Below are 14,378 nucleotides of genomic sequence, written 5' to 3' on the forward strand. Positions count from 1 at the left end.
GGGCGAGCTCCTGAAGCGTGTTATGTCGACGCCGGCATCAAAGCAGCAGGGTCGAAGGCTGCTCTCCCCGGCGTGGTGTCCGCCGGGAAGTATGCGGGAAAGAGAAATTAGCCTGCAAGCCAGGCCTGAGACGCTGCGCTCAAGAGCGCAGCTGGCAAAGACGGCAGTGGGCTACAGCGCCTCGAGCTTGGCAAACCCGAGCACCAGCCATTTATCCCCGTGGCCTTCGAAGCTGACCTGCACCCGGGCACGCTCCCCCTCACCTTCTGCATTGAGGATGACGCCCTCACCAAATACCGGGTGGCGAACCCGCTGCCCCAATGACAGTGCAGGCAGGTCACCGCTGGCCTCGACACCGGACTGGGCAAAGCGTGGCGGCGTTGGCCGCGCGCTGACGGGACGCGATACCTGGCCGCGAAGACGCACTTCCTCCAGCAGCGACTCGGGCAACTCGCGCAGGAAACGTGACGGCCGCTGAAAGGTTTCCTTGCCATGCATGCGGCGAATCTCGGCATGGGTCAGATACAGCTTCTTCATCGCCCGGGTCACCCCGACGTAGCAGAGTCGGCGCTCTTCCTCGAGGCGGCCGGGCTCTTCCAGGGACATGCGGTGGGGAAACAGCCCCTCTTCGACTCCCGCAATAAATACCACCGGGAACTCCAACCCCTTGGCGGAGTGCAACGTCATCAGCTGCACGCTGTCTTCGAATTCGTCGGCCTCGTGCTCGCCAGCGTTGAGCGCCGCCTCGGCCAGAAAGGCCTCGAGCGCCACCATGCCCTCGCCAGCCTCCACGGTATCCAATGTCTCGCCCTGGGAGAACGCCCGCGCGGCATTGATCAGTTCTTCCAGGTTCTCGACTCGAGCCTGGCCCTTCTCGCCCTTCTCGCTGAGGTGGTGGTCAATCAGTCCCGTGCGCTGGTTAACGTGGGCGATGATCTCGTGAAGCGCCATCCCCGAGGTGTCATTGTCGAGACCTTCGATCAGATCGGCAAATGCCGTCACGGCGTTGGCGGCACGCCCCTTGAGAGAGCCGTCGGCCAGGGTGTCATGGATGGACTGCCACAGCGATACCTGCGCGCGGCGCGCACGATCGCGCAACCCCTCTACCGTGCGCGTACCGATACCTCTAGCGGGCACATTGATGACGCGTTCCAGGGACGCGTCATCGTCACGGTTCAGCAAAAGGCGCAGATATGCCAAGGCGTTCTTGATCTCAAGGCGCTCGTAGAACCGCTGCCCCCCGTAGATGCGATACGGCATGCCCTGGCGAATCAAGGTCTCCTCGATCACTCGAGACTGAGCATTGGAGCGATACAGAATGGCCACTTCCTGGCGCTGGAACCCTTCATCGACCTTTTCCTTGATGGTATCGACGATAAAGCGTGCCTCTTCCATATCATTGAAACCGGCATACACGGAAATGGGTTCGCCGCGACTGCCAGCCGTCCACAGCTCCTTGCCCATGCGATCAGAGTTCTGCTTGATCAGCGCGTTGGCCGCATCAAGGATGGCGCTGGTAGAGCGATAGTTCTGTTCGAGTCGGACGGTCTTGGTATCCGCAAACTCTTGCTCGAAGCGACGGATGTTCTCCACCTTGGCCCCACGCCAACCGTAGATCGACTGATCGTCATCACCCACCACCGTCATCGGCGTGCGCTGCCCAGTAAGAAGCTTCAACCAGGCGTACTGCAAGGTGTTGGTGTCCTGGAACTCATCCACCAGCACATGGGCAAAGCGTTCCTGGTAATGGGCCAGCAATGCAGGATTGTCACGCAAGAGCTCCAGGCTGCGCAGCAACAGCTCACCAAAATCGACCAGACCACCACGTTCACAGGTCAACTGATAGATGTCGTAAAGCGATACCATCTGCTCGACATAGGCGTCGCCGTTGGTACGTACCTGGTGTGGCCGAAGCCCTTCTTCCTTGCAACCACCGATGAAGGACTGCACTTGGCGCGGCGGGAAACGCTCGTCGTCGACCTGGTTATCTTTCAACAGGCGTTTGATCAGACGCAGTTGATCATCGGAATCGATGATCTGGAAGTGCTGGGGCAGACGAGCATCCTGCCAGTGAGTACGCAGCAAGCGGTGGGCAATCGAGTGGAAGGTGCCCACCCAGACATGCCTCAGCGAGAGTCCCAGAAGGGCCTCAAGACGCGTGCGCATCTCCCTGGCGGCCTTGTTGGTGAAGGTCACCGCCAGTACGGCGTAGGGTGACAGCCCCTCGGCCTGCATCAGCCAGGCGATACGATGCACCAGCACGCGGGTCTTGCCGGAGCCCGCGCCGGCGAGCACCAGCATGTTGCCCTGAGGAGCGCATACCGCCTCGTGCTGCGCCGAATTGAGGCCGTCAATGATCGCCGTGACGTCGTCCATGGAGAAGGCACCGCTGGAGAGAAAGTGGGCGCCCAGTCTACCATAGCGATGCTGGATAAAAGGACAGCAGACCATCGACCCCAAGGCGCGGGTCGTCAGTCTCCGCTTGTGCGCGTCAAGATGAGTCGGATTCGGGGTAACGCAACGGGTTCAGGCTTCGCTTTACCGCCTTGAGCTGTTCGGCCAACTTGGGACCTCGGGTCTTGGCGACACCTACCGCCAACACGTCGATCAGCACCAGGTGCGCAATCCGCGAGCTCATCGGCGTATAAATTTCTGTGTCTTCGAGCACATCGATAAACAGCGGCAGGTCTACCTCATCCGCCAGCGGCGATCCGCTCGGGCAAAGGCCGACCACGGTGGCTCCCGCCTCCCGTGCCAGCTTGACGCTGGCGACCAGGGCGCGGGTACGCCCGGTCTGGGAAATGGCCACCACCACGTCGCCTTCCTTGAGCGTCACCGCCGACATGTTCTGCATATGGGGGTCGGCATAGGCAGCGGTAGAAATCTGCAGCCGGAAGAACTTGTGCTGCGCATCGAAGGCCACTGCACCAGACGCGCCGAAACCATAGAACTCGACACGATTGGCCATGGCCAGCGCGTTGATGGTCCTGTTCAACGCATCATTGTCCAGGCGATCGCGAATCGACAGCAGGGTGCCCACCGTCGAGTCGAAGATGCTGTGGGAGAATTCGGCCACGGAGTCGCTGTCATTCATCGAGAATTGAGCGAACTGGCTACCTGACGCCAGCATCTGCGCTAGCTTCAGTTTGAAATCCTGAAACCCGTCACAGCCAAGTGCGCGACAGAAGCGCACGACCGTGGGCTCGCTGACCTTTGCCTCTGTGGCAAGATCGACGATACGCATGTGGATAACTTCATCGGGGTTACGCAGAACGAAGCGTGCCACCTTCTGCTCTGACCGCCGGAAGTGTTCCATGCGACGTCGCATTTCATCAAACAGCGCGCGACTCACCCTTTACTCCTTTGACTGACGGGAGGCCCCGAGGTAGCAGGCCTTGAGCCTTGTCCCGCCCGACATCGTGCATGGCAGCATGACATACAGCTCCATGGCTGTCGGGCCGGTGTTGCATTCCAGTATGCCCGATGCCGGCGAGGATTGCCCAACCAATCGACATCCCCCTGATAGAGGCCAATGGTTTGAACAAAGGCACTTTTTTCTCAAGCGTTGGCAGAGCGTTGCAGAATTGACACCCACACCGTCATCTTTTTGTCAACTGGGGTATAGTAAAAGGGCAGTGTCGCGCAGCGTCCTGGATGCCGGCACATTCACTGCATAGGAGAGTCGATCATGCGTAATGTCGAACGGTTAACCTCCGTAAAGAGTGAACTCCTCGACATCTTCATGAGCATGGAAGTCGCCGAACACGAGAAGCGCTCCCGTAGCGCGGCCCAGCGTAACCTCAGGGCCCGCCGCGGCATCGAGCTGCATCGCGAATTCAAGCGCCTTTCTGAAGACATCGCCGAATTGCCGGAAGACGGCAACGAAGACGAAATGCACTAGCCAGACAGTCTCATCAGCTCAGGCAGGCCTGCCACCACCGACGTTCCTGCCTGACGCCAATGAATGGCAACGTCCTCTCTGGGCATGCCATTCCCCATCTTGCCCCGCCATGAGGGCAGGTGATCGGCTCCGCCCTAAAAAATGGGCGTAGCAGCGTCTCCCCCCTACTCACGACGCCCCCTGCCCAGCTCGAGCCCAGATTAAACAGAGCCCAGTTAACCAAAGCCCAGTTAACCCGAGCCCTGGCCAAACGCGGCTCGATGCGCTTGCGATGTGCCTTTAGCCGCACAATGCACAACAGGCATCGAAAGAGATCGGCGAAAACGCCAAGACCCGGCACAAGGCCGGGTCTTGGAAGCACTGAGTCGATCGACGCCACAGCGACGCCGATCTGACGAGCGGCTTACAGGCTCGAGATAAACACCACGATAACGCCGATGGGCGCGACAACACGGGTGAGAGCCACCCACACCATTTCCTTGCCGCCGGATAGGCCCAGATCTTCTGCGACACCCTCGCGGCTGAGGAACCAGCCAGCGAACACAATGGCGCCGAGACCGGTCAACGGCAGCATGAACTTGCTGGTCAGTTTATCGAGCAGATCGAAAACGCCAAGGCCAAACAGTACCGGCTCGCTCCACAGGTTGAACGACAACAGCGCGGCAATGCCCAGCGCCCAGGCACCGATACCGGCGACGACGGTCGAGGCCGAACGCGACAGGGGCGTACGCTCTTCCACGAATTCCACCACCGGCTCCAGCAGCGAAATGGCCGATGTCAGGGCCGCAAAGGTCAACAACAGGAAGAACATCAGGCCAAGAATCAAGCCGCCACCCATGTTACCGAAGGCCAGAGGCAAGGTAACGAAGATCAGGCTGGGACCAGAGGCAAGGTCAAGCTCATTGGCGAACACGATGGGGAAGATGGCCAGGCCAGCGCCCAGTGCGATCACGGTATCCATGATAACGACGGTGCGAGCGGTCTTGATCAGATCCACCTTTTCGCCCAGGTAAGAGCCATAGGCAATCATGATGCCCATGCCCAGAGACAGCGTGAAGAAGGCATGTCCCAGAGCTGCCAGCACCACTTCGCCGTTCAGCGCTGACCAATCTGGATTGAACAGGTAGTTGAGCGCTTCGCCAAAGTGGCCAGTGGTCATGCCATAACCCACCAGCACGACCAGCAGCAGCGCCAGCGCGGGCATCAGTACATTGACCGCACCTTCCAGGCCCTTGGTGACGCCCCGCGCCACGATGCCGATCACCAGCAACATGAAGATGGAGTGCCAAAGCAGCAGCAGACCAGGACTCGCCAGCATGCCACCGAACAGGGCGCCGATGCCGTCGGCATCCTGACCGCTGAAGTCGCCAGTGACGCTACCCAGGGTGTAGTACAGGGACCAACCGCCGATCACGCTGTAGAACGACAGGATAAGGAAGGCACCGATCACACCGGAGATACCCACCAATGCCCAGATCTTGGGCTGACCGGCCTGCTTGGCCACGCTGGCCATGGCATTGACCGGGTTGCTTTGCCCACGCCGACCGATCATCCACTCGGTCACCAGAATAGGCAGGCCAATCAGGCCAATACACAGAAGGTAGACAAGAACGAAGGCGGCACCGCCACTCTCGCCCACCATATAAGGAAACTTCCAGATGTTACCGAGACCAACGGCCGAGCCGGTAGCAGCAAGAATGAAGGACAGGCGCGATGACCACTGCGCATGTGTAGTCTTGGACATAAATCACCCTGAGGATACGTGTCGTCATTGATCGATCGGATGCAATGACGGCGTTGTGTTTGTAGTCGCCACGTCCTCGATAGCCCGGGTCACGGTACTACCGATAATCAAGGGGTCTGACGGATGTCAGCAGGATCACTGCCGGCACAACACTCTTCCCCAACGCCGGTTGGGCGCTGGTCGAGACCGTTGGGTTCAGGTGGGTCGTCGTCCGAGGTAAGGCGACGGCCGCCCTGGCCCATGGCAAGTGACGAACAGCCGACCAAACTAGCGTATGACACCAACAAACGCCAGCCAACATTGGTCAAAGCAGCAGATTCTGTCGATCTCCGGGGAAAGCGCAGAGTTCTGGCCACCCCATTTCCCTTGCGATTCTGGCGTAGAGCACTCTAGCCAGTTCTGGGGCCTGACGATTGTCAGCGGTATGCACAAACAGGAAAGGGGTTTTCCCCTGTTTTATCCACAGGCATAGCTGCCGTACCCAGGGCGCGAAATAGTGCTCATTTACGTCCTTGTCAAGATGCCCGATGTAACGAATGACAGGAAAATTTGCTGTGGAGAGCACATGTAGTGGGCGTCTTGGCTTTTCGCGCCTTGCCTGGATCAGCCCGGGATGGTCCATCGATGGGCCTGAAAACAGCGGCCGCACGTCGAGCATGACGCGATCGACACCATGACTTATCAACAGCGCGTTGATATCCCGTTCAGCGGTCCCCTTGTGGAAAAACTCACTGTGTCGCAGCTCCACCGCGCAGGGGTAGTCGGACGGCCAGTCCTCGAGCGTCTGCGCCAGTGCCGGGATTTCGTCCGGACCGAAGTCTCGCGGTAGCTGGATCATGGCGGGCCCAAGCCTGTCCCGAAGAGGCGCCAACGCCTCCAGGAATGCCTCCACCTCTTGCCCCACCTGCCTGAGTCGCTTGCCGTGGGTCAGTCGCTGGGGCAGCTTGAAGCAGAAACGAAAGCCCGCAGGCGCCTGCCGCGACCAGGCATCTACGGTGTCAGGTCTAGGCGTACCGCTGTAGAAGGTCGTGTTGCCCTCCACCGCATTGAATACTTCGGCGTAGTCTGACAACCATCCGTCGCGACCAGCATGGGGGGGATAAAGCCCGCCTCGCCAGTCGGGATTCGCCCACATGGGCAAGCCGATATGCAGCGGGCGTTCAGGTGGAGATTCACACAAGGTCTTGCTCTCGCCGAGCCATCAGGGGCGACAGGATACCACCCCAACCTATTATCGTCCGGCGACAGCGCGAGCTCCCTAGGGCTTGCACGAAAAGTGCCTGCGCTTGGTGATACGGCGTTAAAAATCAGCTGGTACGCCAGCCCGGTCAAAATGCTCATTTACACCTCGTAAATTGCGCTTTCTCACCGATTTTTGCCTTGTCTAACCTTCGCTCGTCGACTTTTCGGACAAAGCCTTATCTACCGAGACCGGCCGCCATCCGCGATGACGGCTCTTCATGACAGCTTTCTCACGGTTGCATGCCCCCCTGGTCTCCGTTGGATACATCGTGGTGCGCCATCGAGGGTGGAATCTTGTCTAGAAGTCGTACTTGGCAGAGAGCTGCACGCGGTCTAGATCGAAGGTGTCCCCGTCGACCTCGTCCAGGTCGTAGCGCTGGTACTCCGCGGACAGAGTGGTATTGGCGAAGGGAGACCACATCAGGTTGAGAAAAACGCTGTCGTAGCTGTCCGTATCATTACCGCTGCCATGGCTGTCGAGTTCCGTGGCCGAGTAGGCAACGCTCGAGCGCAAGGTGTCGGTCCAGTAGTGCCGATAGATGGCGGACGCCCCCCAGGACTCGACCATCTTGAGCTGTCCATCCTCGACCTTGGCGTTGGGATAGGCACCCAGGGCCATGTAACGCCCCAGGTTGCCGTAGTTGGCCTGGAGCATAAGGTCATCTTTTTCGAACACCGGGAAACGCCCGGTCAGGCTATAACCAGCCCCCCAGCGACTGTCGTCATCCTCGGCATCGTCCAGGCTGAAGCGTCGGACGACGGTGGCCGCAGAGACATGTCCCCAGTCCTGATCCACGTTGACTCGGGCCACCATATCCGGGGTGTCCTGGTCGTCGTCGCCATCCTCAGGGTTCTCCACCGCGAATTGTAGATTGCCCCAGTCCAGCGGGTAGGTGTAACGGAGCTGAGGCTGTCGCACAAAGATGGAGCCCGTATGGGTACTGAAGGCGTCCAGCTCCCCGAGTCCCTTCACGTCCATGAAGGTCGACCAGGTCTGGCCGGCCAGCCAGTTTCCCCAGCTCAAGTAAGCGTGCCGCAACCTGGGGGCGTAGGAGTTGGACACAAATTCGTTGGCTTCATCGTCGGCACCGTAGAAGTCCATCTCGATGAAGGTGTTCATGGTATCGCCCCCCACCGGCGTGGAGGTGCCAATATTGAAGCGTGTTTCACGAGCACTGAGGCTGACCCGATTGTCCTTGTCATCATCGGTGGCACGCAACAGCCCCGCCGTCACCGTCTCGTTGGCCTTGCCGTCGCTCAAACCGTTGTCGGAGAAGGCCGCCTGGGCCTTGATATAGCCACCGATGGCCACCGTCGTCTCGCCCACCAGAAAGTCGCCGTCGTCGGTGCGCCTGACCACGCTGTCGCTGACCTCGGCCACCTCATGCTGCATATGGGTCTGTTGGCTGATCAGGCTGTCGATCTGGGCCTGCTGCTGCTCGACCAGCGCCATCGCCGCCTGTTGCTGCTGTTTCAGCAGTTCGATCTGGGCCTTTAGCTCGTTGAGTTCCTGCATGGTGGTCTGGGCAACGGCCTTCATAGGCACCATGGCGAGCACAGGAACGCCGGTCAGCATGGCAGCCGAGAGCACCACAGGAGAGAGCATGACAGGGGAGCGTAAGGGGCCGCTGGAGCATCGTCTGATCATCGCCAGTCCTCGGTCGTTATCGTTATAGGCTCAGGAGATGGGCTTCACCGCTACCGGCCAACATCACAAGCGCTTGATAAGCGACTATAGGAACGAAGATGCATCCATGGTGTTTGATTATGTGCTCAATAAGGCTAAGCACATAATGGTATCTATTGGCACACTAGAGAGGATTTTATCCCTTTTTTCAGGGAACTAGCCTTACGCCAAAGACACATTTTCTGCACCGCAGCAGTTCGCAATGCACGCCATTGCACACATGTCGAAGGGTATTGTGCAGCGGATGCGGCAGCGTTGACGAGGTCTCGAAGCGACGGCGCCGAACACTGAGTGTTCGGCGCCGTCGCTTGTCTATGGTAGAGAACCACTCTTGTGGCTTACCGCTGGCCCCGTGGCTATTCCACGGTCACCGACTTGGCCAGGTTGCGCGGCTGATCCACATCGGTGCCCTTGAGTACCGCCACGTGGTAGGACAGCAGCTGCAGTGGCAGGGTGTAGAGGATCGGCGCCAAGGCATCATGCACATGGGGCAGATGCAGGACGCGGATACCGTCACTTTCATGCAGACCCACGTTCTCGTCAGCGAAGACATACAGCTCTCCGCCCCTTGCCCTGACTTCCTGCAAGTTGGACTTGAGTTTGTCGAGCAGCTCGTCGTTGGGGGCTACCGAGATCACCGGCATGTCGCTGTCCACCAGTGCCAACGGGCCATGCTTGAGCTCGCCCGCCGGATAGGCCTCGGCGTGAATATAGGAGATTTCCTTGAGCTTGAGCGCACCTTCCTGGGCGATGGGAAAGTGGGCACCACGGCCCAGGAACAGCGCATGATGCTTTTCGGCAAAGGCCATGGACATGGCCTCGATGTCCCGGTCGAGACCCAGTACCTGGCTGCACAGGGTGGGCAGCGAACGGAGCGCATCGACGATCTCGGCCTGCTCGCTCTCGTCCATGCCACGCACCCGTCCCAGCGCCAGCGCAAACAGCATCAGCGCCGTCAGCTGGGTGGTGAAGGCCTTGGTAGAGGCCACGCCGATCTCGGGACCCGCCTGGGTCATCAGGGTCAGGTCGGCCTCACGTACCAGCGAACTCCCCGGCACGTTACAGATCCCCAGGCTACCCAGGTAGTTCTGCTGCTGCATGGCAAAGCGCATGGCGGCCAGGGTATCCGCCGTCTCCCCCGACTGGGAGAGCGTCACGAACAGGGTACCTTGGGGAACCACTACCTGACGGTAGCGATACTCGGACGCCACCTCCACCTGCACGGGCACATTGGTGTAGCGCTCCAGCCAGTACCGCGCCACCATTCCCGCATGGTAGCTGGTACCACAGGCCACGATGTGAATCTGGCGAACGTCCTTGAACAGGCGCTCGGCATCGGGACCGAAACTTTCCACCAGCACGCTGCGATCCCCCAGACGCCCTTCCAGAGCGGCGGCGATCACCTCCGGCTGCTCGTGAATCTCCTTGAGCATGAAGTGACGGTAGGCGCCCTTGCTGGCCGCTCCATCACCGTGCTCGAAGGTGTGGATCTCACGCTGAACCGCAACGCCGTCGGCATCAAACAGCTCAATCTGACCGTCACCCGACAGCCTGACCACATCACCCTCAAGCAGGTAGATGAAGCGATCGGTGACGGGCAACAGCGCCAGCGGATCAGAGGCCAGGAACGCCTCGTCGATACCGACCCCCACCACCAGAGGGCTGCCCTTGCGCGCTCCCACCACGACCCCCGGCTCATTCACCGCCATGACCGCCAGCGCGTAAGCACCATCCAGCCCGGCGACAACCCGCTGAAACGCACTCAAGAGATTGCCGTCGCGGCGCGACTCGCGCTCCAGCAGATGGGCGATGACTTCGGTGTCAGTCTCGGATTCGAACTGATAGCCCTGATCGCTGAGCTCTTGGCGCAGCGACTCATGGTTCTCGATGATGCCGTTATGCACCACCGCCAGGCGGTCCCGGGACTGGTGAGGATGTGCGTTGGGCTCGCTGGGACGGCCGTGGGTCGCCCAGCGGGTGTGGGCGATGCCACTGTGACCGGGCAAGCCCGTCGCCTGCAGGCGTTCTTCCAGGGCCGCTACCTTGCCCACGGCACGTTGACGATCGAGGCTACCCATGGGGCTTCGCACCGCCATTCCGGCGCTATCGTAGCCGCGATACTCGAGGCGCTTGAGTCCCTCGAGCAAGATATTCTGTACGTTGCGCTGGGCAACCGCGGCGACGATGCCACACATAGGGGTCACTCCTTGAAAAACATCATGATTTACAGCAGCTACGCATCAGGGCACGGACACCCTCACTCATCGTCCTTGGACGGCCGCGGCCAGTTGGCCTTGGCAATCTGGCGTGCCCTGGTCACCGCCAGGCTGTGATCGGCCACGTCTCGGCTGATGGTCGAGCCAGCGCCTACCGTCGCCCCCTCACCGACACTGACCGGCGCCACCAGCGCTGAATTGGAACCGATAAAGGCGGCATCGCCGATCTCGGTACGATGCTTGTTGGCACCGTCATAGTTGCAGGTAATGGTACCTGCACCGATATTTACCTCACGGCCCAGGCGAGCGTCGCCCACATAACTCAAGTGGTTGATCTTGCTGCCTTCTCCGACCTCGGCATTCTTGGTCTCGACGAAGTTGCCCACCTTGGCCTTGACCGCCAGTCGCGAGCCAGGACGCAGCCGGGCGAAGGGGCCGACCTGATTGAGTCCCGCCAATACGGCGCCATCAATGGTGCTATGCGCCTCAATCACGCTTTCGGCACCAATGTGACTGTTACGAATCACCGTGTAGGGTCCAATCCGCACGCCTTCGCCCAGCTCAACCTCGCCTTCGAACACGCAGCCTACGTCGATAAAGACATCGTGACCGCAGCTCAGACGCCCACGCACATCGAGTCGTGCAGGGTCGGCCAGGGCCACACCACTGGCCATCAATGACTCGGCGATGCTGTGCTGGTGGGCACGCTCGAGCCGGGCCATCTGAGACCGGTTGTTGACGCCTTCCACCTCGATCGGACGCGACGGCTGAGCGGTAGCAACGCGGACACCCTCGGCAGCCGCCATGGCAATCACATCGGTGAGGTAGTACTCACCCTGTGCATTGTCGGAGGACAGCTCGGGCAGCCAGCGCTTTAACTGCGCACTGGTCATGGCCATGATGCCGGTGTTGCACTCACGGATCGCAAGTTGCTCGTCGTTGGCATCCTTCTGCTCGACGATGGCCACGACATTGTCCTGCTCATCGCGCACGATGCGTCCGTAGCCGCTGGGATCTTCCAGAGTGACCGTCAAAAGGCCCATGCTGTGATCATTCACCTGGGTGAGCAATGACGTCAGCGTATCGCGACGAATCAGCGGCACATCGCCATACAGCACCAGGACCTTGCCATCTCCCAGTTGTCCCAGCGCCTGGGCCACGGCATGTCCGGTCCCTTTCTGTTCCGCCTGATGGGCGAATCCCACTCCTGTATCGGCCAGCGCCTCGCGCACCCGCTCACCGCCGTGTCCGATGACCACGTGGGTACGCTGTGCGCCAAGTCCCGACGCAGTGTCCACCACGTGACGCACCATCGGCTTTCCAGCCAGGGTATGCAGTACCTTGGGCAGGCTGGAGCGCATGCGGGTGCCTTGTCCGGCGGCCAGAATCACCACATCGAGGCTCATTGTGACTCCTTGTCGTGTAGAGGAGAGAAAAAGATCCGGACGGACCAGAACGCCATGACCTTGACCAGCAGGGACCGCTGCCCTTGAGACAGCATAGTCTGGTCAGCGCCAGGTCGCGCCTTCTTGCGAACAGTGTTTCTATTCTAGCGGGATGTCGTCCTGGGACACTACCTTGAGACCAAGCTTGTCGACGACATCACTGCCAAACCGCTCGACGAAGGCGGGACTGACCCAGCTCTCCCATCCCTCGCCTTGACGTACCAGCATGACGACCGGCAGCTCCGCGGCAATCGCCGCCTGCATGCCCTCCCGCTCGCCCATCACGCTGATGGCGGTGGCCCAGGCATCTGCCCAGGCGTTGGAGGGATGCACCACGCTGACCGACGCCAGGCGATGGGTGATCGGACGTCCAGTGCGCGGATCGATGGTGTGGGAATAGCGCTTGCCATCCACCTCGAAGTAATGGCGATAGTCGCCTGAGGTGGCTACCGAGATATCGTCCAGACCGACCACATGCTGTGCCTTGGGAGTGCCGTTCTCGGGTACCTCGATACCGATGCGCCATAGGCCATCACCACCGTCACGGTGGCCTTTCACCTTGACCTCGCCGCCCAGGTTGACCAGGTAGTTGGCAATGCCCTGGCGGTCGAGAAACGCCGCCACTTCATCCGTGGCAAACCCCTTGGCGACGCCGGAAAGGTCCACATAGACGTCGCGCAGGCGTCTGGCCTGGGCAGTGTCGGTATCAATCTCGAGGGCATCCATGCCAACTTCGGCCAGGCGCTGCTGCAGCACCGCCTCATCGGGAATCTGTTCGGGTTCGGCTTCAGGACCGAAACTCCACAAATTGACCAGACTGCCGACGGTCACATCGAACGCACCGTGACTTTGCTGGCTGACCGACTGGCTGATGGCCAGGACCTCCATGAACTCGTCGGAGATCGGCTGCCACTGAGCCAACGGGGCCTGATTGAAGGCACTGAGCTCGGAGTCATCCCGCCAGGTCGACATGGAAGCATCGACATCGTGCATTTCGTCGAGCACGCCCTGCTCGATCTCTTCCAGCTGCTGTTCGGTCAGCGGATCCGCCACGGTGATCTGGTAAAAGGTGCCAAAGATGTCGCCTTCCAGGGTCACCGCCGACGTGGTGGTGTCGGGCTCATCGCTGCAACCGATCAACAGTGATGCAAGCACAGGCAAAAGCCAGCAACGTCGCACAGTCTTGGCGCTGATCATGGGGGCCTCCTTGAGCATCAACCAAACAGCCAGATCAGCGCGATGCCCAGCAGCACGCGATAGACGACGAAAGGCTGCATGCCGATACGCTTGATGAATGACAAAAAGAAGTGGATGCACAGATAGGCGCTGACGCCGGACAGCAAGGTGCCTATCGCCAGATCTCCCCAGTGCACATCGATACCGGACTGCAGCAGCTCACAGGCTTCCAGCCCGCCAGCCAGGATGATGACCGGAATCGACAGCAAAAAGGAAAAGCGTGCCGCGGCCTCTCTGCCCATGCCAAGCAACAGCGCTACGGTAATGGTAATGCCGGAACGCGAGGTACCCGGGATCAGCGCCAACGCCTGACCGATGCCAATCCACAGGGCGTCTTTCCAGCTCAGCTGATATTCACTGCGGGACCCACGGAAGCGCCAGTCAGCCAGACCCAGCAACAGACCAAAGGCGATCAAACCGAATGCCAGCACCATGGGGGAGCGCGCGTACTGTTCAATGATGTCCTTGAACAGGAGGCCTGCCACGCCGACGGGAATCGTGGCAAGGATGACCCACCAGGCGAGCTTGCCGTCCTGATCGGTGCCACGGCCAGCGACACTTCTGCACCAGCTCAAGATCATGCGCTGGATGTCATCACGAAAGTAGATGAGCACGGCCGCCAGACTCCCCAGATGCAGAGCGACATCAAAGGCCAGTCCTTGATCGGGCCAATCGCTGAACACCGGAACCAGAATCAAGTGAGCGGAGCTGGAGACGGGGAGGAACTCTGAAATTCCCTGAACCAGGGAAAGTACAACTATCTGTAGCCAATCCATCGGATAACCCGTAAGCATGAAAGGGTGACAGGCAAACGCGTGCAAGAGCATACACGCCGCCGCGCCGGATGTCCGCCCAGAGCCTTGAAGCGGAGCCCACGGGCAGCGTTTTCCCCACCTGGGTCAACCAC

At 60.2% G+C, this 14,378-nt stretch carries 10 protein-coding genes; 1 reads left to right on the plus strand and 9 read right to left on the minus strand.

Going from position 1 to position 14,378, the window contains the following annotated elements; translation table 11 throughout:
- Positions 1 to 171: 171 nt before the first annotated feature.
- Together uvrD and hexR are read right to left on the minus strand one after the other, a co-directional pair.
- Positions 172 to 2,376 carry a DNA helicase II gene (gene uvrD / locus JF545_RS10995; protein WP_206942571.1) on the minus strand — a complete coding sequence of 735 codons (2,205 nt, stop codon included), beginning with the start codon at positions 2,374 to 2,376 and terminating at the stop codon, positions 172 to 174.
- A 115-nt stretch (positions 2,377 to 2,491) separates the two neighbouring features.
- Positions 2,492 to 3,352, minus strand: a complete 861-nt coding sequence (gene hexR / locus JF545_RS11000; RefSeq protein ID WP_206942046.1) for a transcriptional regulator HexR — start codon at positions 3,350 to 3,352, stop codon at positions 2,492 to 2,494.
- Between the two features lie 336 nt (positions 3,353 to 3,688).
- On the opposite strand from hexR, the gene JF545_RS11005 reads away from it, so the two are divergent.
- The gene (locus JF545_RS11005; protein ID WP_206942048.1) at positions 3,689 to 3,901 is read left to right on the plus strand and encodes a PA3496 family putative envelope integrity protein; all 213 of its coding nucleotides are present in this window, start codon (positions 3,689 to 3,691) and stop codon (positions 3,899 to 3,901) included.
- Positions 3,902 to 4,304: 403 nt separating this feature from the next.
- On the opposite strand, the gene JF545_RS11010 is transcribed toward JF545_RS11005, so the two are convergent.
- The 7 genes from JF545_RS11010 to JF545_RS11040 form a co-directional block, all read right to left on the minus strand.
- Positions 4,305 to 5,645 carry a sodium-dependent transporter gene (locus JF545_RS11010; RefSeq protein WP_206942050.1) on the minus strand — a complete coding sequence of 447 codons (1,341 nt, stop codon included), beginning with the start codon at positions 5,643 to 5,645 and terminating at the stop codon, positions 4,305 to 4,307.
- Positions 5,646 to 5,949: 304 nt separating this feature from the next.
- The gene (locus JF545_RS11015; protein ID WP_206942572.1) at positions 5,950 to 6,780 is read right to left on the minus strand and encodes a DUF72 domain-containing protein; all 831 of its coding nucleotides are present in this window, start codon (positions 6,778 to 6,780) and stop codon (positions 5,950 to 5,952) included.
- Between the two features lie 405 nt (positions 6,781 to 7,185).
- Complete coding sequence (locus tag JF545_RS11020) at positions 7,186 to 8,535, minus strand: DcaP family trimeric outer membrane transporter (protein WP_206942052.1); 1,350 nt, start codon at positions 8,533 to 8,535, stop codon at positions 7,186 to 7,188.
- Positions 8,536 to 8,930: 395 nt separating this feature from the next.
- Complete coding sequence (glmS, locus tag JF545_RS11025) at positions 8,931 to 10,769, minus strand: glutamine--fructose-6-phosphate transaminase (isomerizing) (protein WP_206942053.1); 1,839 nt, start codon at positions 10,767 to 10,769, stop codon at positions 8,931 to 8,933.
- A 62-nt stretch (positions 10,770 to 10,831) separates the two neighbouring features.
- The gene (gene glmU / locus JF545_RS11030; RefSeq protein ID WP_206942054.1) at positions 10,832 to 12,196 is read right to left on the minus strand and encodes a bifunctional UDP-N-acetylglucosamine diphosphorylase/glucosamine-1-phosphate N-acetyltransferase GlmU; all 1,365 of its coding nucleotides are present in this window, start codon (positions 12,194 to 12,196) and stop codon (positions 10,832 to 10,834) included.
- 138 nt (positions 12,197 to 12,334) lie between these two features.
- Complete coding sequence (locus JF545_RS11035; protein ID WP_206942056.1) at positions 12,335 to 13,432, minus strand: FAD:protein FMN transferase; 1,098 nt, start codon at positions 13,430 to 13,432, stop codon at positions 12,335 to 12,337.
- Between the two features lie 17 nt (positions 13,433 to 13,449).
- Positions 13,450 to 14,247 (minus strand): undecaprenyl-diphosphate phosphatase, encoded by a 798-nt coding sequence (locus tag JF545_RS11040; RefSeq protein ID WP_206942057.1) that lies wholly within the window; start codon positions 14,245 to 14,247, stop codon positions 13,450 to 13,452.
- Between the last annotated feature and the right edge of the window lie 131 nt (positions 14,248 to 14,378).

Source organism: Halomonas litopenaei (assembly GCF_017303055.1).
Classification (GTDB): Bacteria; Pseudomonadota; Gammaproteobacteria; order Pseudomonadales; family Halomonadaceae; genus Halomonas; species Halomonas litopenaei_A.

What these genes read in the sequence shown, in the direction of transcription:
- glmU (WP_206942054.1), bottom strand. Translation starts at nt 12,196, where the DNA reads ATGAGCCTCGATGTGGTGATTCTGGCCGCCGGACAAGGCACCCGCATG.
- uvrD (WP_206942571.1), bottom strand. Translation starts at nt 2,376, where the DNA reads ATGGACGACGTCACGGCGATCATTGACGGCCTCAATTCGGCGCAGCAC.
- JF545_RS11040 (WP_206942057.1), bottom strand. Translation starts at nt 14,247, where the DNA reads ATGGATTGGCTACAGATAGTTGTACTTTCCCTGGTTCAGGGAATTTCA.
- JF545_RS11015 (WP_206942572.1), bottom strand. Translation starts at nt 6,780, where the DNA reads ATGTGGGCGAATCCCGACTGGCGAGGCGGGCTTTATCCCCCCCATGCT.
- JF545_RS11010 (WP_206942050.1), bottom strand. Translation starts at nt 5,645, where the DNA reads ATGTCCAAGACTACACATGCGCAGTGGTCATCGCGCCTGTCCTTCATT.
- JF545_RS11020 (WP_206942052.1), bottom strand. Translation starts at nt 8,535, where the DNA reads ATGATCAGACGATGCTCCAGCGGCCCCTTACGCTCCCCTGTCATGCTC.
- glmS (WP_206942053.1), bottom strand. Translation starts at nt 10,769, where the DNA reads ATGTGTGGCATCGTCGCCGCGGTTGCCCAGCGCAACGTACAGAATATC.
- JF545_RS11035 (WP_206942056.1), bottom strand. Translation starts at nt 13,432, where the DNA reads ATGATCAGCGCCAAGACTGTGCGACGTTGCTGGCTTTTGCCTGTGCTT.
- JF545_RS11005 (WP_206942048.1), top strand. Translation starts at nt 3,689, where the DNA reads ATGCGTAATGTCGAACGGTTAACCTCCGTAAAGAGTGAACTCCTCGAC.